Origin of the sequence: Paraburkholderia phenoliruptrix (genome assembly GCF_047325075.1) — a bacterium.
In the GTDB taxonomy this organism is placed as follows: Bacteria; Pseudomonadota; Gammaproteobacteria; order Burkholderiales; family Burkholderiaceae; genus Paraburkholderia; species Paraburkholderia phenoliruptrix.
On the sequence record NZ_CP168531.1, the window covers coordinates 4,084,474 to 4,104,202 of the forward strand.

Sequence of the window (19,729 nt, forward strand, 5' to 3'; positions counted from 1 at the left end):
CGACGGTTCAGGGGCGCGCCTTCGCCGCGTCACGCCAGCGCCGGTTCGCGCGCCGTGCCGCCCTTCATCAGTTCGGAGATGGCCTCGGTCGACAAAGGCTTCGCGAAGTAGAAGCCTTGCATCTCGTCGCAGGCGCGCTCCTTCAGGAAGTCGAGCTGCGCCGACGTCTCCACGCCTTCGGCAATCACCTGCAGCTTCAGCGAATGCGCGAGCGCGATAATCGCCGAGGTAATGGTCTCGTCGTCGCCCGAGATGCCGATGTCGGACACGAACGACCGGTCGATCTTGAGCCGATCCACCGGGAAGCGCTTCAGATAGCTGAGGCTCGAATAGCCGGTGCCGAAGTCGTCGATTGCAAGGCCGATGCCGAGCGCGCTCAGTTCGTTCAGCATCGACACGGCTTCTTCCGCGTTGCGCATGATTGCGCTTTCGGTCAGCTCCAGTTCGAGGTACTGCGGCTCGAGGCCGGTTTCGTCGAGCACCTGCATGACGAGCTTCGCGATATCGCGCTGCTGGAACACGCGCGCCGACAGATTCACGGAGACGCGCGCCGGCGGCAAACCGAGGTTTTGCCACGCCTTGTTCTGACGGCATGCTTCGCGCAGCACCCATTCGGAAAGCGGCCCGATCAGCCCGCTTTCCTCGGCAACCGGAATGAACGACGACGGCGGCACGAGGCCCGCTTCGGGGTCGCTCCAACGCACCAGCGCCTCGGTGCCGACAATCTGGCCGGTGTGGATATCCACTTGCGGCTGATAGTGCAGCAGGAACTGGTTATCGCGTAGCGCGCGCCGCAGACGCTGCTCGAGGGCCAGGCGTGCGCCCGCGCTCGCGTTCATCTCCGGCTGATAGAACTGGAATGTGTTGCGGCCCATGTCCTTCGCGCGATACATCGCGAGGTCGGCCTTTTTCATCAGCGTTTCCGCGTCGTCGCCGTCTTGCGGGAACAGGCTCGCACCCATGCTGCAGCCGACATACAGCTCCGTGCCGTCGAGCCACACCGGCTCCGAGATCGACGCGCGTACGCGCTCCATCCACGCAATCAGCGATTGTTCGTCGACGGTATCCGTCATCACGATCACGAACTCGTCGCCGCCGTGGCGGGCGACCGTATCGCTCGTGCGGGTGCAGCGCGCGAGCCGCTCGGCCACGACGCCGAGCAGCCGGTCGCCGACGCTGTGGCCGAGGCTGTCGTTGACGTTCTTGAAACCGTCGAGGTCCATGAACACCACCGCGACGCCCTTGTGATGCCGCTGCGCGACGATCAGCGCATGCTGCAAACGGTCGCGCAGCAGGTTGCGGTTGGGCAGGCGCGTGAGGCTGTCGTAGTTGGCCTGGTATTCGAGCTGTTCCTGATAGCGCATCAGATCGGTCACGTCGTTGATCACGCCGATGTGATGCGTGATCACGCCTTCCGCATTCGGCACCGGCGCGATGAAGAGCTGATTCCAGAACAGCGCGCCGTCCTTGCGATAGTTGCGCACCACCGCGCTCACTTCGCGATTCGCAGCGAGCGCCTCGCGGATCAGCGCGACGCCCTCCTGGTCGCGGTCGTCGCGTTGCAGCACGCGGCAGTCGTGGCCCATCACCTCGGCGGGATCGTAGCCGGTGATGCGCATGAAGGCCGGATTCACATACTCGATCAGGTTGCCCGCCGGCGAAGGCGCCGTGATCAGAATCGCGTTGACGCTCGCGTCGAGCGCGCGGCTTTGCAGACGCAGCGCGAGATCCGCGCGCTTGCGCTCGGTGATGTCCGTGTACGAACCGAGCACGCCGATCACGCGACCGTCGCTGTCCGTGAACGGCAGCTTGCTCGTGACCGTCGTGCGATGCACGCCGCCGATCACCACGTCGACTTCGAAGTTCATCTTCGGCACGCGGGTCTGCACCACTTCCCGGTCGTGCGCGTTGAGCAGCTCGGCGAACGCGCGCCACGGCATGTCCGCGTCGCTCTTGCCGACCACCTGCTCGGGATACGACAGCCCCGCGTCGCGCGCGAACGCCATGTTGCAGCCGAGATAGCGCGAGTCCAGGTCCTTCCAGAAAATACGCTGCGGGATGTTGTCGATCACCGTTTCGAGCATCTGGTTCGAGCGCTGCGCCTCGGCTTCGGCATTGATCTGCTCGGTGACGTCGTCGGCGAGAACAAAGAATGCGGCGCGGCCCATGAAGTTCAGCGCGTGATAGGAAATGTCCGCGCTGATGAGCGAGCCGTCCTTGCGCCGGTGATGCCAGATGCCCGCCATCGTGCGGCCGCGCTCGGCGCTGTCGGCGCGCAGCAGATGCGACTCGAGCCGCCCGATCTCGCTGTTCGGCCGGATCGCGCGAATCGTCATGTCGAGAAACTCGCTCTCCGAATAGCCGTACTGCTGGATCGCGGCTGAATTGACGGCGAGAAAGCGCAACGTCTTGCGGTCGAAGATGTACATCGGCACGGGATGATCGTCGAACAGACTGCGAAAGCGCTCGTCATTACGGCCGAGTGCGCGCACGCTGTGGAGCTTCTTGCGCGCGCTGCTTTCGCGGGCGCCGAAGGTGAAGATCAGGAGCGCGCTGCCCGCGAGCATGGTCGCGACGAGAAGCAAAGCCGCATGCCGCCGCTCTTTCGACGCCGCCGCGAGCGACAGCTCCAGCGCGCGGTTTTCGGCGGCGCGCAGCGCGGCCAGGCCCGCTTCCATCCGTTGCAGACCGAGCCCGACATGCATGTAGGACGCCGCCGTCCATGCACGGGACGCGGCCGGCTCCTCTGCGTCGCGCGTGAGCAACGCATCGCCGATGTCGCGTTGCAGCGCGTGGCGGTCCGCGCCGATCTGGGCGAGCGTGGCGAGCATGACCGGCTCGGCGGCCAGTTCGCCGCGCAACTCGCTTTCGAGACTGGCGAGCGTCGCGTTCATCGTCGCGGCGGCGTTGACCGGCGTGTCCTTGCCCGAAGCCTCGAAGCGGGCGAGCGCGGCCAAGCCGCCGTCGAGCGCCGCCTGGTAGGCGTCGAGACTCTGGCGGACGCGCGTCGAATGCAGCGTGCGGGCGTCGGCGTCGCGCTGGCCGGCGATCTGCAGGCACGCGACGAACACGTTTGCGCCGAGCGCGACGGCCACGACCGCCATGTTGATCAGCAGCCGCTTCGAGATGAGAGGAGTCATGGGTTCCGAACGTCGATCGTTCTTCGGGCGGGAGCGCGAGGCCGCTTGCGATGCGAGTCTTTTACGCGCCAACCCATGGATAACGGCAGCGTTCGGGAAGGGTTTAGGGGGCGGGGTGAAAAAATTCGTGGAGGGGGCTGAGGGGCTGAGGGGCTGAGGGGCTGAGGGGCTGAGGGGCAGCGGGGGCGGCGGGGGCGGCGGGGGCGGCGGCTGGGCGAAGCGGCTGGGCGAAGCGGCTGATCGAAGCAGCTGGGCTGCAGCGGCAGGACGGCAGCGGCTCCTGGCCGGCCGCAGCAAGCCGGCCGCAGCTAGTCGCCGGTAGCTAGCCGGCCGCGCCTAGCCGGCCGCGCCTAGCCGGCCGCGCCAAATTCCCTCATCGCCGGGATGAAGTCGTGGTTGATTTCCTGCTTGCGCGACAGCTTGGCGAGCACGTAGCGCTTGAACGGGTCGAGTTCCGCCCAACGTGCCGCGCTCGGGGCCGCGAGGCCCGCCATTTTCGCCTGCCGCTCGACGCTCTCCGGCACGGCCTCCGTATTGCGCCAGGCGGGCGCGTCGTCGGGCGTGAACCACTCGGGCTCGACATTCGCATGAGTGCGCAACATCTCGAAAAGGGCGTGATCGAAGTTCGGCTCGATCTCCGCGTCGTCCGCAACGGGGAAACGGGCAAGAAGCTTGCGGTCTTCCAGCGGCAGCATTTGCCATTGCGCGAGCGAAATGCGCAGCCCGAACCGATCGAGGTTGAAGCGAACCGACATCGGGATATAGGTGAAATTCTCCGACGACTGCACCTCGAAGTCGAACAGCAGCGGTGCCTCATTCAGTCCCATGGCAGTGTCCTCTTTGATGATGGGCGACGCGCAAGCCCGGCTTGAGGTATTTTAGAACCTTATTCGCACGGCGGCGGCGCGGCAAGGCGCGCGACGGCAAGGCGCGCGGAATACACGGAGTGAATCAGCTTGGACGAACTGCAAACAGGCCAGCCCGGCGCGGTGAAGCGCGAGGTGCACCGTCATCGCGGCGCGGCGGTGGAAACGGTCACCGACCACGTCGGTCAGGAATGGCCGGTGGCACTGGTTTTCAACGGCATTTCGCATGCGGTGATGATGTGCACGCCGCGCGATCTGGAAGCGTTCGCGGTCGGCTTCGCGATTTCGGAAGGCATCGTGGAGCGCGGCAGCGACATTCAGGACATTGAGGTCGAGCTGCACGACGACACCGATTTGCCGCACGCCGAAGTGCATCTGCAGGTCGTGCAGCAGGCGTTCGTCGCGCTGAAGGAAAAACGCCGCGCGCTCGCCGGCCGCACCGGCTGCGGCGTGTGCGGTATCGAAAGCATCGATCTACTGGATCTGAAGCCGGAGCGCGTGCCCGACACCGGCTTCTTGCAGCGGCTCGCGCCCGACGCCATTGCACGTGCGGCCCGCGAATTGCCCGACCATCAGGCCCTGACCCGGCTGACCGGCGGCCTGCACGCCGCGGCGTGGTGCGACGCGGCGGGCACGATCCGTTATGCGTTCGAAGACGTGGGCCGCCACAATGCACTCGACAAACTGATCGGCCAACTGGTGCTCGATCGCGTGGATACCAAGGAAGGTTTCGTATTCCTGTCGAGCCGCGCGAGCTACGAGCTGGTGCGCAAAGCCGCGCGCGTCGACGTGCCGATGGTCGCGACCATTTCGGCGCCGTCGTCGCTGGCCATTGCCATTGCACGCAAGGCGGGCGTGCGGCTCGTGAGCTTCTGCCGCGAAACGAGCTACGTCGATTACGACACGGTTCAGCCTTGAACCACCGCACGCGAGCGTCGTGCGGGGCGCCTCCGGGCCCCGCCGGGCTCAGTCGAATTGCCGGAAGTCAGGCTTGCGCTTTTCGAAGAACGCCTTGAACGCTTCGCGCGCCTCGGGCGCGATCAGCATCTTGCCGAAGTGCACCGCCTCCTCGGACATCTGCGTCTGCAGTTCCTGATGGCTCGCGCGCTTCATCAGACTCTTGGTCACGCGTAACGACGACGCCGGCAGCGCCGCGAGCTTCGCGGCTTGCGATGCCGCCAACGCGTCGACTTCGGAAGCCGGCAGCACGCGGTTCACAAAGCCCATGCGCTGTGCCTCGGCGGCATCGAACGCCTCGCCGAGCAGCAGTTTTTCGGCGGCGGCCTGATAGCCGGCAACGCGTGGCAGCAGCAAACTCGACGCCGCCTCCGGACACAGTCCGAGCTGCGCGAACGGCAGCGAAAAGCTGGCCGAATCGGCGGCATAGACGAGATCGCAGTGCAGCAGCAGCGTCGTGCCGATGCCCACCGCCGGCCCCGCCACCGCGGCCACCAGCGGCTTTTCGGCAGAGCTGAGCGCGCGCAGGAACTGGAATACCGGCGCATTTTCGCCCATCGGCGGCGCCTTCATGAAGTCTTCGAGATCGTTGCCGGCACTGAATATGTTCGCGCTGCCGCGAATCAGCATCGCGCGCACGGACGCGTCGCGTTGCGCCTCGACGAGCGTGTCGGCCATGGTCTGGTACATCGCGGCCGTGATCGCGTTTTTCTTGTCCGGCCGGTTGAAGGCGAGGGTCAGCACGCCGTTCGCGCGCTCGACCAGAATATCCGTCGTCATTTGCGTCTCCTCGACTGCAGCGGAAACTGCCGCAGAACTGCTGTCCGAATGGAAAAAACGGTTCGCAAGCGCGAGGCCTGCGAACCGTTCAGGCGCCTTGGCGGCGTGCCGCGTCCACCGAAGCGGGCCGTGTCACAGCCGCTCGATGATGCCCGCCGCGCCCATGCCGGTGCCGACGCACATCGTCACCATGCCGTACTTGTAGTTGCGGCGGCGCAGGCCGTGCACCACCGTCGACGCACGAATCGCGCCCGTCGCGCCGAGCGGGTGGCCGAGCGCGATCGCGCCGCCGAGCGGGTTGATCTTCGCCGGATCGAGGCCGAGGTCCTGAATCACCGCGAGCGATTGCGCGGCGAACGCTTCGTTCAGCTCGATCCAGTCGAGGTCGTCCTGCTTGAGGCCCGCGGCCTTCAGCGCGGCCGGAATCGCTTCCTTCGGCCCGATGCCCATGATCTCCGGCGGCACGCCGCGCACCGCGAAGCTGACGAAGCGCGCGAGCGGCGTCAGGTTGAACTGCTTGAGCACCTTTTCCGACACAACGATCAGCGCGCCCGCCCCGTCCGACGTCTGCGAGCTGTTGCCGGCCGTCACCGACCCCTTGTTGGCGAACACCGTGCGCAGTTTGGCGAGGCCCTCGAGCGAGGTGTCGGCGCGCGGACCTTCGTCGAGCGACACCTCGCGCGTTTTCACGCGCACTTCGCTGGTGGCGAGATCCGGGAAGCGCTCGGTGACCGTGTATGCGGCGATCTCGTCGCTGAACTCGCCGGCTTGCTGCGCGGCGATTGCGCGGCGGTGCGATTCGACGGAGAACGCGTCCTGCGCCTCACGGCTGATCTTCCAGCGCTCGGCGACTTTCTCGGCGGTCAGGCCCATGCCGTAGGCAATGCCGACGTCTTCATTGCGATCGAAGATATGCGGCGACAGCGACGGCTTGTTGCCCATCATCGGCACCATGCTCATCGACTCGCAGCCGCCCGCGATCAGCGCGTCCGATTCGCCGACGCGAATGCGGTCCGCAGCCATCGCGAGGGCCGTCAGCCCCGACGCGCAGAAGCGGTTCACCGTGACGCCGCCGACCGACTGCGGCAGCCCGGCCAGCAGCGCGCCCATACGCGCGACGTTCAGGCCCTGCTCCGCCTCGGGAATCGCGCAGCCGACAATGGCGTCTTCGATCACGTTGGTATCGAGTCCGGGCACTTGGCCCACGGCCGACCGGATCGCATGCACCAGCAGTTCGTCGGGGCGCGTGTTCTTGAACACGCCGCGCGGCGCCTTGCCGATCGGCGTACGGCTCGCGGCGACGATGTATGCGTCTTGCAATTGCTTGCTCATTTGTCTCTCCAGAATGTCCGCGCGTCGCTGTTAGTTCCGCACCGGCTTGCCGGTTTGCAGCATGCCCATGATCCGTTCCTGCGTCTTCTGCGTGCCGAGCAGCTCGACGAACGCGCGGCGCTCCAGTTGCAGCAGCCATTCCTCGTCGACGAGACTGCCCGCTTCCACGTCGCCGCCGCACACCGCTTCCGCGATGCGGCTCGCGATCAGGAAATCGTGCTCGCTGATGAACCGGCCGTCGCGCATGTTGACGAGCGAAGCCTTGATGGTCGAGATCGCCGAACGCCCGGCGACCGGCACCTGCGTCACGCGCAGCGGCGGACGGTAGCCCGCGCCGGCAAGCGCGCGCGCTTCTTTCTTCGCGACGTCGAGCAGCTCGAATACGTTGAAGACAATCGTGTCCGACGGCTTCAGATAACCCATTGCGCGGGCGTCGAGCGCGGACGCCGAGACCTTTGCCATCGCCGCGTTTTCGAAGGACTTTTGCAGGAACTTGAGCAGATCGTTGGTCGCGCCCACTTGCGTCGCCGCTTCCGCCGCGCGCAGCGCCGCTTCCTTCAGACCGCCGCCCGCGGGCACGAGACCCACGCCGACTTCCACTAGACCGATATAGCTTTCGATGTGCGCGACGCGCTTTGCACTATGCAGCAGCAGCTCGCAGCCGCCGCCAAGCGCAATGCCCGACACCGCCGCGACGACCGGCACGCTCGCGTACTTCACGCGCAGCATGCCCTGCTGGAATTTCTTGACGAACGGCTCGATACCCTTTGCGCCGCCCATCATGAACGCCGGCATCGCTTCTTCGAGATTCGCGCCCGCGGAGAACGGGCCGCCCGGCGTGCCGAGCTTCAGCGACGTCGGCTGCCAGACGACGAGACCCTTGAAGTCCTTCTCCGCCAGTTCGATGGCCTGCGTCAACCCGTCGATCACCGACGGCCCAATCGTGTTCATCTTGCTCTTGAACGACACGATCAGCACGTCGTTCTCGCCCGCGCGGTCGTCGACCCATGCGCGCACGGCGTCGGTCTCGAACAGCGTCTTGCCGTAACTCTTCGGATCCGCCGCCGTTTCGCCGACGAGCGGCGCGCGGAACACCTGGCGGTCGTACACGCCGAGCGACGAGCGGGGCACGAACGTCTTTGAAGCCGGCGACCACGAGCCTTCGTTCGTATGCACGCCGCCCTTTTCGGCAACCGGGCCTTCGAGCACCCACGACGGCAGCGGCACGCTCGACAGCGCCTTGCCCGCCGCGATGTCTTCCTGCACCCATTCGGCGACCTGCTTCCAGCCGGCCGTCTGCCAGCCTTCGAACGGACCTTCGTTCCAGCCGAAGCCCCAGCGGATCGCGAGATCGACATCGCGTGCGTTATCGGCGATGGATTCCAGATGCACGCCGATGTAATGGAACACGTCGCGGAAAATCGCCCACAGGAACTGCGCCTGCGGGTGCTGCGACTCGCGCAGCAGCTTGAGGCGCTCTGCCGGCGGACGCTTCAGAATGCGGCCGACCAGTTCGTCCGCTTTCGCGCCGCCTTCCACGTACTCGCCCGTTTTCGGGTCGAGCACCTTGATCGCCTTGCCTTCCTTTTTGTAGAAGCCGCCGCCCGTCTTCTGGCCGAGTGCGCCTTTTTTCACGAGTTCGGCGAGCACGGCCGGCGTCTCGTAGACCGGGAAGAACGGATCGTCCTTCAGGTTGTCCTGCATCGTCTTGATGACGTGCGCCATCGTGTCGAGACCGACGACGTCCGCCGTGCGGAACGTGGCCGACTTCGCGCGGCCAAGACGCGAGCCGGTCAGGTCGTCGACTTCGTCGAAACGCAGGCCGAATTTCGCGGCTTCGGTGATCACCGCGAGAATCGAGAAAATGCCGACGCGATTCGCGATGAAGTTCGGCGTATCTTTTGCGCGCACGACGCCCTTGCCGACCACGCTCGTCAGGAACGTTTCCAGCTGATCGAGAATTTCCGGACGCGTGGCCGCGGTCGGAATCAGCTCGACCAGATGCATGTAGCGCGGCGGATTGAAGAAGTGCACGCCGCAAAAGCGCGCCTTCAGTTCATCCGCGAAACCTTGCGACAGCTCGGTGATCGACAGGCCCGACGTGTTGGTCGCGAAGATCGCGTTCGGCGCGATATGCGGCGAGACCTTCTTGTACAGGTCGTGCTTCCAGTCCATGCGCTCGGCGATCGCTTCGATCACGAGGTCGCATTCGGCGAGTTTTTCGATGTCGTCGTCGTAATTCGCGGGCTGGATGTATTGCGCGTCGTCCTTCACGCCGAACGGCGCGGGCGACAGCTTCTTCAGATTCTCGATCGCCTTCAACGCGATGGCGTTCTTCGGGCCTTCCTTGGCCGGCAGGTCAAAAAGAAGCACGGGCACCTTGGCGTTGATCAGGTGCGCGGCGATCTGCGCGCCCATCACGCCGGCGCCGAGCACGGCTACCTTGCGAATGATCAGATTGCTCACGTCGTTCCTCCGGAGAGTTGTGCGGTGTCGCGAACGGTTCGGCTCGCTCGCGATGAATGTGGCTTGCGAAAGCGCCGCGTGTGGCTGACCACGCGGCGCCTTGCGTTAGATGACTTAGAACAGCGCTTCTTCGACGTCCATCAGCGGCTTCGAACCGGCGCGCGCCTGACGGATGGTCATGGCGGTTTCGGGCAGCAGCTTCGCGAAGTAAAAGCGCGCGGTGGCGAGCTTCGCCTTGTAGAACGGATCGCCCGAGGCTTCCTTGTCGAGCGCGATGCGTGCCATGCGCGCCCAGAAGTACGAGAACACCAGGTGACCGACGGTACGCAGATACGGCACAGCCGCGGCGCCCACTTCGTCCGGGTTCTGCATGGCCTTCATGCCGATTTCCATCGTCAGCTTCTGGACCTTTTCGCCGATGTCGGCGAGCGGGTTGACGAACTCCTGCATTTCCGGCTTGATGCCTTCGGCTTCGACGAACTCGCTCACGAGCTTGCCGAACTTTTTCATCTTCGCGCCCATGTCGCCGAGAATCTTGCGGCCGAGCAGGTCGAGCGCCTGAATCGCGTTCGTGCCTTCGTAGATCATGTTGATGCGCGCGTCGCGCACATACTGCTCCATGCCCCACTCGGCGATGAAGCCATGGCCGCCGTAAATCTGCATGGCGTGATTCGTGCCTTCGAACGCGTTGTCCGAGAGGAACGCCTTCAGGATCGGCGTGAGGAGCGCGACGAGGTCGGCGGCTTCCTTGCGTACCGATTCGTCGGCGTGCGACAGCTCCTTGTCGATATGCAGCGCGGACCAGTACGAGAATGCGCGCGCACCTTCGGCATACGCCTTTTGCGTGAGCAGCATGCGGCGCACGTCCGGATGCACGATGATCGGGTCGGCGGCTTTTTCCGACGCCTTGGGGCCGGTCAGCGAGCGCATTTGCAGACGCTCTTTCGCATACGTGAGCGAGTTCTGATAGGCGACTTCCGTGAGCCCGAGGCTTTGCATGCCGACGCCGAGACGCGCGGCGTTCATCATCACGAACATCGCGTTGAGGCCCTTGTTCGGCTCGCCGACCATCCAGCCCTTCGCGTTGTCGAGGTTGATCACGCAGGTCGCGTTGCCGTGAATGCCCATCTTGTGTTCGATGGAACCGCACTTCACGCCGTTGCGCTCGCCGGGCTCGCCGGCTTCGTTCGGAATGAACTTCGGCACGATGAAAAGCGAAATGCCCTTGGTGCCCTTGGGCGCATCCGGCAGACGCGCGAGCACGAGGTGAACGATATTTTCCGCCAGATCGTGTTCGCCGCTGGAGATGAAAATCTTCGTGCCGCTGATCGAGTACGAGCCGTCGCCGTTGGGCTCGGCCTTCGTGCGCAGGATGCCGAGGTCGGTGCCGCAATGCGGCTCGGTCAGACACATGGTGCCGGTCCACACGCCGGAGACGAGCTTCGGCAGATAGCGCTGCTGCAACTCCGGCGTGCCGTGCGCGTGCAGGCACTCGTAGGCGCCGTGCGAGAGGCCCGGGTACATCGTCCACGCCTGATTCGCCGAGTTGAGCATTTCGTACAGCGCGTTATTGACGAACGCAGGCAGCCCCTGGCCGCCGTACTCCGGATCGCAACCGAGCGCGGGCCAGCCGGCTTCCACATACTGTTGATAGGCTTCCTTGAAGCCCTTCGGCGTGGTCACGACGCCGTCGCCGACGTACGTGCAGCCTTCCTGGTCGCCGCTGTGGTTTAGCGGAAACAGCACTTCGGAGCAGAACTTGCCGGCCTCTTCGAGCACGGCGTTGATCGTCTCGGCGTCGAGATCCGCGTGCTTCGGCATCTGCTTGATCTCGGCTTCGACGTTAAGCAGCTCGTGCAACACGAATTGCATGTCGCGCAGCGGCGCGGCGTACTGTCCCATGACTCTCTCCAAAGTTTGAACATGAAGCCAGGCCGTGAGCGCGAGGGCGTGATGCGGATCTCGTCTGTCGCTTCAGTGCTTACACTGCGCGACGTTTGCCGCCGGATCTTGTGCAGTTCCGCGGCTTTCGCTAACGGCTTTCGCTTTGATACGAAACAATCAATTTTTCCAGCGCGGCCCACGTGAGGCGCACCGCGTCCGGCAGATGCAGGAAGCGCGCGTCGTGATGCAGACCGAGCGTGAAGCTGTACAGTTCGAAGAGCATCAACTGCGGGTCGGTGTCCGCGCGCAGATGCCCTTCTTCCATCGCCTGCGAAATGGCGCGAGTGAGCGCCGCCCGCCACATCGTCACGCTCGACACCAGTTGTTCGCGCACCGGGTTATCTGCGCGGTCGTCGTACTCGACGGCGCCGCTGATGTAGATGCACCCGGTCGTGACTTCCTGTATGCGCTTTTCGATCCAGCGGGAAATCATGGCGCGCAAACGCGGCAGTCCGCGAGGTTCGCGCAAGCTCGGGAAAAACACCTCGTCTTCGAAACGACGGTGGTATTCGCGCACGACCTCGACCTGCAAGTCCTCGCGCGACCCGAAGTGCGCAAACACGCCGCTCTTGCTCATCTGCATGCGCTCGGCGAGAAGGCCGATCGTCAGACCCTCCAGTCCGTCGCGGCTTGCCAGGTCAAGTGCTGCATCGAGAATTGCGGCTCGCGTTTGTTCGCCTTTTCGCATAGCTTTTACCGTTCTAATGTGACCGAAACAAAAAATCGAACGGCCGTACTATTATTGAGTGGCGCCGTCCGCGAAACAAGGACTTTATTAGAAACCGGTTTCTAACCTGGTTTCAATTTTGGGGCATCTGGCAATCGGAGGAATCGGATTTTTTAGAGGGGTTCGCCTTAAGTCATGGCTTCTTCAGACGAAACCTTCGTATGCTCTGGCGACACGTCTCGACGCATGCCCCGCCGACTCTAGTCGTAGCCGCCCACTGTCAGAAGCTTCATGGCGAGCCGGTAGGTCGTGTAGGCCAGCCAGTTGAGCAGGCGCTCGCCGGCCGGGCGCGCGTCGTAGTGTGCTTCGTCGATGCGCCGCGCCTCCTTGAAGGCGGCGAGCATCGCCTCACGCAGCGCGTCGATCGACGGATCGTTGACCAGCACGACGTTCGCTTCGTTGTTCAGCATCAGGCTGAGCGCGTCGAGGTTCGACGAGCCCACGGTCGCCCAGTTCGAGTCGACCACCGCAACCTTGCCGTGCAGCAGGGTTTTCTCGTACTCGGCGATCTGCACGCCCGCTCTCAGCAACGCGCGATAGAGGAAAGGCACGGCGTAATCGAGCGCCTTGAACTCCTTGCGGCCGATGATCAGCTTCACCACCACGCCGCGCCGCGCCGCATAGACGAGCGCGCGCCGCAGCTTGCGCCCCGGCATGAAGTACGGATTCGCGAGCAGCACCTCGCTGCGCGCCTGGCCGATCGCCGCGAGGTACGCCTTTTCGATGGCGCGGCGATTGATCAGGTTGTCGCGCGCGACGAACGCCACACACGGCTGGCCGCCCGCCCACAGTTCCTCGTTGCGGCGCCGGCGGCGACGGCGCAGGCTGCCGAGCGAGGCCGTGGTCTTCGGGCTGAGATCCGGCTCGAGCGATTCGAGCGGTTTATGCCCGACGCGAATGCGCCGCCATTGCACCTCGAACGCCTGACGCACGTCGTTGACCACGGGGCCGCGCAACTCGACTGCAAAATCCCAGCGGCGGTACGGCAGCGTCTCGCCGTTGTTTTCGTAATCGTCGACGATATTAATGCCGCCGCAGTACGCGAACTGATCGTCGATCACGGCGAGCTTGCGATGCGTGCGCGAAAAACCAAAGCGCCCGAAGATGTGCGGGTTGTAGATGCGATGCTCGATGCCGGCGCCGACCCATTCGTTGAACATCGGCAGGCGCGCGGTGCCGACGCCGTCAGTGATCACGCGCACGCGCACGCCGCGCGCGGCCGCCCGCAGCAGCGCCGCGTTGACCAGTTGCCCCGCTTCGTCGTAGCAAAAAATATAGGTTTCGAGGACGACATCGCGCTCCGCCGCATCCACGCGCGCGACGAGCGCGCTGAAGAACTCGTCGCCGGAGCGCAGCAGCTTGACCTCGTTGCCGCTCGTGAAGCGGTAGCGCTGCCAGTAGCGGCGGCCGAGCAGCGATTGCCGCAGACGAGCGAAACGGCGTGCGCCGCCGACACTCATCGGCGAGACTCCGAACGCCCGCGCAGCCGCTTCGGCAACTGCAAAATCGCATCCGCATTCGACGACGAATAGCAACGCGAGGCGGCCTCTTCATACGGCAGCCAGAGAAACGCGGTGTGCTCGCGCGGCGCGAGCGTGACTTCGAGCCGCTCGGGCACTTCCACGCTGAACCAGTGCTCGGTGTTGTGGATCACGCCTTCGGCGTAGCGATGCAGGAACTGCGGATAGATCTCGTATTCAATCGAATATTGCCAGTCGAACAAGGCGCTTTGCGGCACCAGCGCGCCGCCGATCACGATGCCCGTCTCTTCGGCAACCTCACGCATGGCCGTTTCCGCGAGCGGCTCGTCGAGCCGGTCCTTCGAGCCCGTCACCGACTGCCAGAAGCCTGGCATATCGGCGCGCTCGATCAGCAGCACGTCGAGCGAGGGCGTATGAATGACGACGAGTACGGACTGCGGGATCTTCGGCGGTTTCGGCATGGCGTAAAAACGATGCGCAACGCTTGCGCGATATATGTCGGCGAGTAGTCGAGGAAGCGTCGAACGTTGTTGCTTCGACTGTAACGCAAAAAACGAAAAAGGCGCCGGAGTTTCCTCCCGCGCCTTCCTGGTTTTGCTTGCGCTGTCGTTTTCAGACAGCAGTCAGCAGCATCGAGCCGCCGCAGCAGCCGTTACGCCTTCGGCTCGGCCGCACGCAGACGGATGTGCAACTCGCGCAACTGACGCTCGTCGACTTCGCTCGGCGCCTGCGTGAGCAGGTCTTGCGCGCGCTGCGTCTTCGGGAACGCGATGACATCGCGGATCGAATCGGCACCGGCCATCATCGTGACGATACGGTCGAGACCAAACGCGATGCCGCCGTGCGGAGGCGCGCCGTATTGCAGCGCGTCGAGCAGGAAGCCGAACTTGGCCTGCGCTTCTTCCGCGTTGATCTTGAGCGCGCGGAACACCTTGCTCTGCACTTCCTCGCGATGGATACGCACCGAGCCGCCGCCAATTTCCCAGCCGTTCAGCACCATGTCGTAGGCCTTGGCGAGGCAGCGCGCCGGATCCGATTCCAGGTACTCCAGGTGCTCGTCCTTCGGGCTCGTGAACGGGTGATGCGCGGCGACGTAGCGGTTGTCTTCCTCGTCGTATTCGAACATCGGGAAGTCCACCACCCACAGCGGCTTCCAGCCGGACTCGACGAGACCGTTGGCCTTGCCGAACTCCGAGTGGCCGATCTTCAGGCGCAGTGCGCCCAGGCTGTCGTTCACCACCTTTGCGCGATCCGCGGCAAAGAAGATGATGTCGCCGTCTTGCGCGCCGGTGCGCTCGATGATCGCCTTGACCGCTTCGTCATGCAGGTTCTTGACGATCGGGCTTTGCAGACCGTCGCGGCCCTTCGCCACTTCGTTGACCTTGATCCACGCAAGGCCCTTCGCGCCGTAAATGCGCACGAATTCCGTGTAGCTGTCGATATCGCCGCGCGAGAGCTCGCCGCCCTTCGGCACGCGGATCGCCGCGACGCGGCCGTCCTTGGTGTTGGCCGGCGCGCTGAATACCTTGAAGTCGACGTCCTTGACCGCGTCGGTCAGGTCGGTGAATTCGAGCTTCACGCGCAGGTCCGGCTTGTCCGAGCCGAAACGGCGCATGGCTTCCGAGTACTCCATGACCGGGAACTTCGCGTCCAGCTCGACGCCGATGGTTTCCTTGAACACGTGGCGGATCATCGCCTCGAACAGATCGCGAATTTCCTGCTCCGAGAGGAACGAGGTTTCGCAGTCGATCTGCGTGAATTCCGGCTGACGGTCGGCCCGCAGGTCTTCGTCGCGGAAGCACTTGGTGATCTGGTAGTAGCGGTCGAAGTTCGCCACCATCAGCAGCTGCTTGAAGAGCTGCGGCGATTGCGGCAGCGCAAAGAACTGGCCGGGGTTGGTCCGCGACGGCACGAGGTAGTCGCGCGCGCCTTCCGGCGTGCTCTTGGTGAGCATCGGCGTTTCGATGTCGATGAAACCGAGCGTGTCGAGGTACTTGCGCACTTCGATTGCGACGCGGTAGCGCAGACGCAGGTTGTGCTGCATCTGCGGACGGCGCAGATCGAGCACGCGATGCGTGAGGCGCGTGGTTTCCGACAGGTTGTCGTCGTCGAGCTGGAACGGCGGCGTGATGGACGCATTCAGCACGATCAGCTCATGGCACAGCACTTCGATCTTGCCGCTCTTGAGCGCCGCGTTCGTCGTGCCTTCCGGACGGCTGCGCACCACGCCCTTGATCTGCAGACAGAACTCGTTGCGCACGCCTTCGGCGGCTTTGAACATCTCCGCGCGGTCCGGGTCGCACACGACCTGGACGAGGCCTTCGCGGTCACGCAGGTCGATGAAGATAACGCCGCCATGGTCGCGGCGGCGGCTTACCCAGCCGCACAGCGAGACGGTTTGGCCCAGCAGTTCTTCGGTCACCAGACCGCAGTATTTAGATCTCATCGACATGATGTTTGACTTTCGTTTTGCATTGGTTGAACGGCGCGCCGCGATGGAGGCGGGCGCGCCGGCATTACAGCGGCGGCTCGACTGTCGTGCGGCGCAGCGGCGCCGCGGGCGCGGACGGCGCCACGACGCCCATCGAGACGATGTACTTGAGCGCGGCGTCGACCGTCATGTCGAGTTCGATCACTTCGCTCTTGGGCACTATCAGGAAGAAGCCGGACGTCGGGTTCGGCGTGGTCGGCACGTAGACGCTGACGTGGTCTTCTTTCAGGTGGTTGATCACGTCGCCGCCCGGAATGCCGGTCAGAAACGCAATCGTATAGCAGCCGCGGCGCGGATATTCGATCAGGAGCGCCTTGCGAAACGCGTTGCCGCTGCTCGACAGCAGCGTGTCGGACACCTGCTTGACGCTCGTGTAGATCGGCCCCACCACGGGGATGTGCGCGACCACGAGCTCCCACCACTTCACGAGCTTTTGCCCGACGAAGTTCTGGGTCAGAAGCCCGACGACAAACACAAACGCCAGCGTGAGCACCGCGCCCAAGCCCGGCAGGCGAAAGCCGAACACGCGCTCCGGCTGCCAGGCGCTCGGCAGCAGCAACAGCGTCTGGTCCATCGTGCCGATAATGAGACCGAGCACCCACAGCGTGATGGCCAAAGGCACCAGCACCAGGAGGCCCGTCAGGAACACCGATTTGAGCGTCGTTTTTTTCGTCGTCATGTGTACCGCCAGAATGCCGCGCGGTGTGAAGAACGCGCGACGTGTGCGCCGCCCGTGAAGGCGGCCGTGCTACTAGACGCTGCCGGAGCCGCTTGCCGCTGCTGCCGGCGCGGCGGGCGCAGCCGGCGTGGCGGCCGCGGCCGTTTCCGGCTTAGCCGCGCCGTTGCCGGTGGACGCGCCCTTATCGGCACCGTCACCAGCGCCATTCGCAGCACCATTGGCGGGCGCACTCGTACCGCCACTGCCGCCGCGAAAATCGGTGACGTACCAGCCCGAGCCCTTCAACTGGAAGCCCGCGGCCGTGACCTGTTTCCGGAAAGTGTCTTTCCCGCATTCGGGACATTGCGTCAACTGGGGGTCGCTCATCTTCTGAAGGACGTCCTTCCCAAAGCCGCATGACTCGCAACGATAAGCGTAGATCGGCATGACCGTTTCCCTACTGAAATCTTGTAAACGCTTGCAAAGCCTTGAATTATAGCCGCAAACGGCAACGCTCCCCGGCATTTTGGGGATCGGCGCCCGACGCGACCGCCGTTGCGCTAAATGAGGGCGGGCGCGGCAAAAATCAAGGGGGGTGCCAAGCGCTGGCCGCCAGGCTCGCGCTTCACAGCGCGAGCCACGGCGACGCCCATCGTTCAGGCACGGCGACGCCACGTGAGCCAGCGCTCGCGCCCCGCAAAGACCGGTATCGAATCACTGACGGGCTCGTCTTCGATCAGCTCGAAATGCGGCGTGAGCAAGCCGTCGAGTTCGCCGCGCTCCATGCCGAACGGCGGCCCCTTGGGCGTCGCGCCGATGAAAAAAAACCCGGCAAGGAGCGCGCCCGCCGGCAACAGCCCGGCCATGCGGCGCGCGTAGTCGCCGCGGCGCGCCGGCGGCAATGCGCAGAGAAACGCGCGCTCATAAATCCACGCGGGGGTGAACGGCGGCTCGTAGCTGAAGAAATCTGCCTGTTCCACGAGCTGGGCGTGCTGTTGGCCCAACTGCGCCCGCGCAGCCGCAACCGCCGCCGGCGAAAAATCGATCGCGCGGACCGGGCTCCCACGGGCGGCCAGCCACGCGGCTTCGTACGCGCTGCCGCAGCCCGGAATCAGCACCGCCTCGCCGGCGTGACGCCCCGCAAACGCCTGAAACGCCGACGGCACGCCCGCCTGGTCCCACGGCGTAAAGTGACGCTCGAAACGCTCGTCCCAGAACGTCGGCGAGTTCGGATCGCGACTCTCGAATTCGGGCACCGGGGTTTGGGTCGGATCGCTCATCATTTGCCTCGCAAGCTGTGGGATCAGGCGCCGTACGCAAGCGCGAGAAAGAGACGCGCCAGCGCCGCGCCGACACCGACCGCCACGCCGAACAGCAGCAAGCCCTGCAGCAGCCGGTTAGTGCGCTTCTGCTCGAGCAGGATCTGCCGGATCATGTCGTCGTTGCCGACGCGCCCGTGGTCATGACGCTCGGCCAACACATGATGGATCAGCCGTGGCAACTGCGGCAGCGTCTTGCTCCACTGCGGCGCCTCGATCTTCAGCCGCTCGTACCAGCCGCGCAAGCCGATCTGCTCGTTCATCCAGCGCTCCAGATAGGGCTTCGCCGTTTTCCATAGATCCAATTCCGGATCGAGCGAGCGGCCAAGCCCCTCCACGTTCAGCATGGTCTTTTGCAGCAGCACGAGCTGCGGCTGGATCTCGACATTGAAGCGGCGCGACGTCGAAAAAAGGCGCATCAGCACCTGACCGAGCGAAATGTCCTTCAGTGCGCGGTCGAAATACGGCTCGCACACCGCGCGAATGGCGCTTTCCAGTTCCTCGACGCGCGTGGTGGGCGGCACCCAGCCCGATTCCAGATGCAGCGTCGCGACGCGGTGGTAATCGCGCTTGAAAAACGCGAGGAAGTTCTGCGCGAGGTAATTCTTGTCGAAGTCCGACAGCGCGCCGATGATGCCGAAATCCAACGCGATATAGCGGCCGAAATGCGCCGGATCGAGGCTCACCTGAATGTTGCCCGGGTGCATGTCCGCGTGGAAAAAACCGTCCCGGAATACCTGGGTGAAGAAAATCTCGACGCCTTCGCGGGCCAGTTTCGGAATGTCGACACCCGCCGCGCGCAGCGTGTCGACCTGACTGATCGGCACGCCGACCATGCGCTCCATGACGAGCACGGTGGGCGTGCAGAATTCCCAATACATTTCGGGCACGAGCAGCAGGTCGAGCCCGGCGAAGTTACGGCGCAACTGGCTGCCGTTGGCCGCCTCGCGCATCAGGTCGAGTTCGTCGTGCAGATACTTGTCGAATTCGGCGACCACCTCGCGCGGCTTCAGGCGCTTGCCGTCCGCCCACAGCCGCTCGGCCCATACGGCGATGTCGCGCAGCAACGCGAGGTCGGAGTCGATCACCGGCAGCATGTTCGGGCGCAGCACCTTCACGGCGACGGCCTTGCCGGCATGCTGTCCTGCCTTCACGGTCGCGAAGTGCACCTGCGCGATCGACGCGCTTGCCACCGGCACGCGCTCGAAGTCGTCGAACAGCACGTCGACCGGCGCGCCGAGCGACTTCTCGACGAGCCCGATCGCCACCGCCGAATCGAACGGCGGCACCTGATCCTGCAGCTTCGCGAGTTCGTTGGCGATATCCACCGGCAGCAGGTCGCGCCGGGTCGACAGCACCTGCCCGAACTTGACGAAGATCGGCCCCAGGCTTTCGAGCGCGAGACGCAACCGCACGCCCGGCGGCGCCTCGAACTTCCGGCCGATCGTCGTGATACGCAGCAGCATGCGCACGCGCCGGTCGTTGACGCGGCCGAGCATCATCTCGTCGAGACCGAAGCGGATTACGGTGAAGAAAATCTTAAGGAAACGCAGAAAACGCATGGTTGT

15 protein-coding genes are annotated in these 19,729 nt (G+C 64.5%); 1 reads left to right on the forward strand and 14 read right to left on the reverse strand.

The window, feature by feature from the left end; translation table 11 throughout:
* Positions 1 to 29: 29 nt before the first annotated feature.
* Together ACEN8U_RS30040 and ACEN8U_RS30045 are read right to left on the reverse strand one after the other, a co-directional pair.
* Entirely contained in the window at positions 30 to 3,140 is a 3,111-nt protein-coding gene (locus ACEN8U_RS30040) for an EAL domain-containing protein (RefSeq protein ID WP_310105095.1), read from the reverse strand.
* A 350-nt stretch (positions 3,141 to 3,490) separates the two neighbouring features.
* Positions 3,491 to 3,967, reverse strand: a complete 477-nt coding sequence (locus ACEN8U_RS30045) for a nitrate reductase associated protein (RefSeq protein ID WP_013587114.1) — start codon at positions 3,965 to 3,967, stop codon at positions 3,491 to 3,493.
* A gap of 129 nt (positions 3,968 to 4,096) precedes the next feature.
* Between ACEN8U_RS30045 and fdhD the strand changes: the two genes are divergently transcribed.
* Positions 4,097 to 4,924 carry a formate dehydrogenase accessory sulfurtransferase FdhD gene (gene fdhD, locus ACEN8U_RS30050; RefSeq protein WP_015001608.1) on the forward strand — a complete coding sequence of 276 codons (828 nt, stop codon included), beginning with the start codon at positions 4,097 to 4,099 and terminating at the stop codon, positions 4,922 to 4,924.
* Positions 4,925 to 4,972: 48 nt separating this feature from the next.
* On the opposite strand, the gene ACEN8U_RS30055 is transcribed toward fdhD, so the two are convergent.
* The 12 genes from ACEN8U_RS30055 to ubiB form a co-directional block, all read right to left on the reverse strand.
* Positions 4,973 to 5,743, reverse strand: a complete 771-nt coding sequence (locus ACEN8U_RS30055) for an enoyl-CoA hydratase (RefSeq protein ID WP_310105092.1) — start codon at positions 5,741 to 5,743, stop codon at positions 4,973 to 4,975.
* A gap of 132 nt (positions 5,744 to 5,875) precedes the next feature.
* Positions 5,876 to 7,075 (reverse strand): acetyl-CoA C-acyltransferase, encoded by a 1,200-nt coding sequence (locus tag ACEN8U_RS30060; RefSeq protein WP_015001606.1) that lies wholly within the window; start codon positions 7,073 to 7,075, stop codon positions 5,876 to 5,878.
* Positions 7,076 to 7,105: 30 nt separating this feature from the next.
* A complete protein-coding gene (locus ACEN8U_RS30065; protein WP_310105089.1) occupies positions 7,106 to 9,541 on the reverse strand; it encodes a 3-hydroxyacyl-CoA dehydrogenase/enoyl-CoA hydratase family protein in 2,436 nt (811 codons plus the stop codon).
* A 114-nt stretch (positions 9,542 to 9,655) separates the two neighbouring features.
* Positions 9,656 to 11,443, reverse strand: coding sequence for an acyl-CoA dehydrogenase C-terminal domain-containing protein (locus tag ACEN8U_RS30070; RefSeq protein WP_310105087.1), 1,788 nt, complete (start codon positions 11,441 to 11,443; stop codon positions 9,656 to 9,658).
* A gap of 130 nt (positions 11,444 to 11,573) precedes the next feature.
* On the reverse strand, positions 11,574 to 12,173 hold the full coding sequence (locus ACEN8U_RS30075) for a TetR/AcrR family transcriptional regulator (protein WP_015001603.1): 600 nt from the start codon (positions 12,171 to 12,173) through the stop codon (positions 11,574 to 11,576).
* Positions 12,174 to 12,412: 239 nt separating this feature from the next.
* Positions 12,413 to 13,672, reverse strand: coding sequence for a cardiolipin synthase ClsB (gene clsB / locus ACEN8U_RS30080; RefSeq protein ID WP_310105085.1), 1,260 nt, complete (start codon positions 13,670 to 13,672; stop codon positions 12,413 to 12,415).
* Entirely contained in the window at positions 13,669 to 14,154 is a 486-nt protein-coding gene (gene nudB, locus ACEN8U_RS30085) for a dihydroneopterin triphosphate diphosphatase (RefSeq protein WP_041725177.1), read from the reverse strand. Before nudB ends, clsB begins: the two co-directional genes overlap by 4 nt.
* Positions 14,155 to 14,345: 191 nt before the next feature.
* Positions 14,346 to 16,145, reverse strand: a complete 1,800-nt coding sequence (gene aspS / locus ACEN8U_RS30090; protein WP_041744912.1) for an aspartate--tRNA ligase — start codon at positions 16,143 to 16,145, stop codon at positions 14,346 to 14,348.
* A 64-nt stretch (positions 16,146 to 16,209) separates the two neighbouring features.
* A complete protein-coding gene (locus tag ACEN8U_RS30095) occupies positions 16,210 to 16,863 on the reverse strand; it encodes a DUF502 domain-containing protein (protein WP_013587104.1) in 654 nt (217 codons plus the stop codon).
* A gap of 72 nt (positions 16,864 to 16,935) precedes the next feature.
* Entirely contained in the window at positions 16,936 to 17,289 is a 354-nt protein-coding gene (locus ACEN8U_RS30100) for an FmdB family zinc ribbon protein (RefSeq protein ID WP_015001599.1), read from the reverse strand.
* A gap of 209 nt (positions 17,290 to 17,498) precedes the next feature.
* A complete protein-coding gene (locus ACEN8U_RS30105; protein ID WP_041745965.1) occupies positions 17,499 to 18,122 on the reverse strand; it encodes a methyltransferase domain-containing protein in 624 nt (207 codons plus the stop codon).
* A 23-nt stretch (positions 18,123 to 18,145) separates the two neighbouring features.
* Positions 18,146 to 19,723 carry a ubiquinone biosynthesis regulatory protein kinase UbiB gene (ubiB, locus tag ACEN8U_RS30110; RefSeq protein ID WP_013587101.1) on the reverse strand — a complete coding sequence of 526 codons (1,578 nt, stop codon included), beginning with the start codon at positions 19,721 to 19,723 and terminating at the stop codon, positions 18,146 to 18,148.
* Positions 19,724 to 19,729 lie beyond the last annotated feature (6 nt).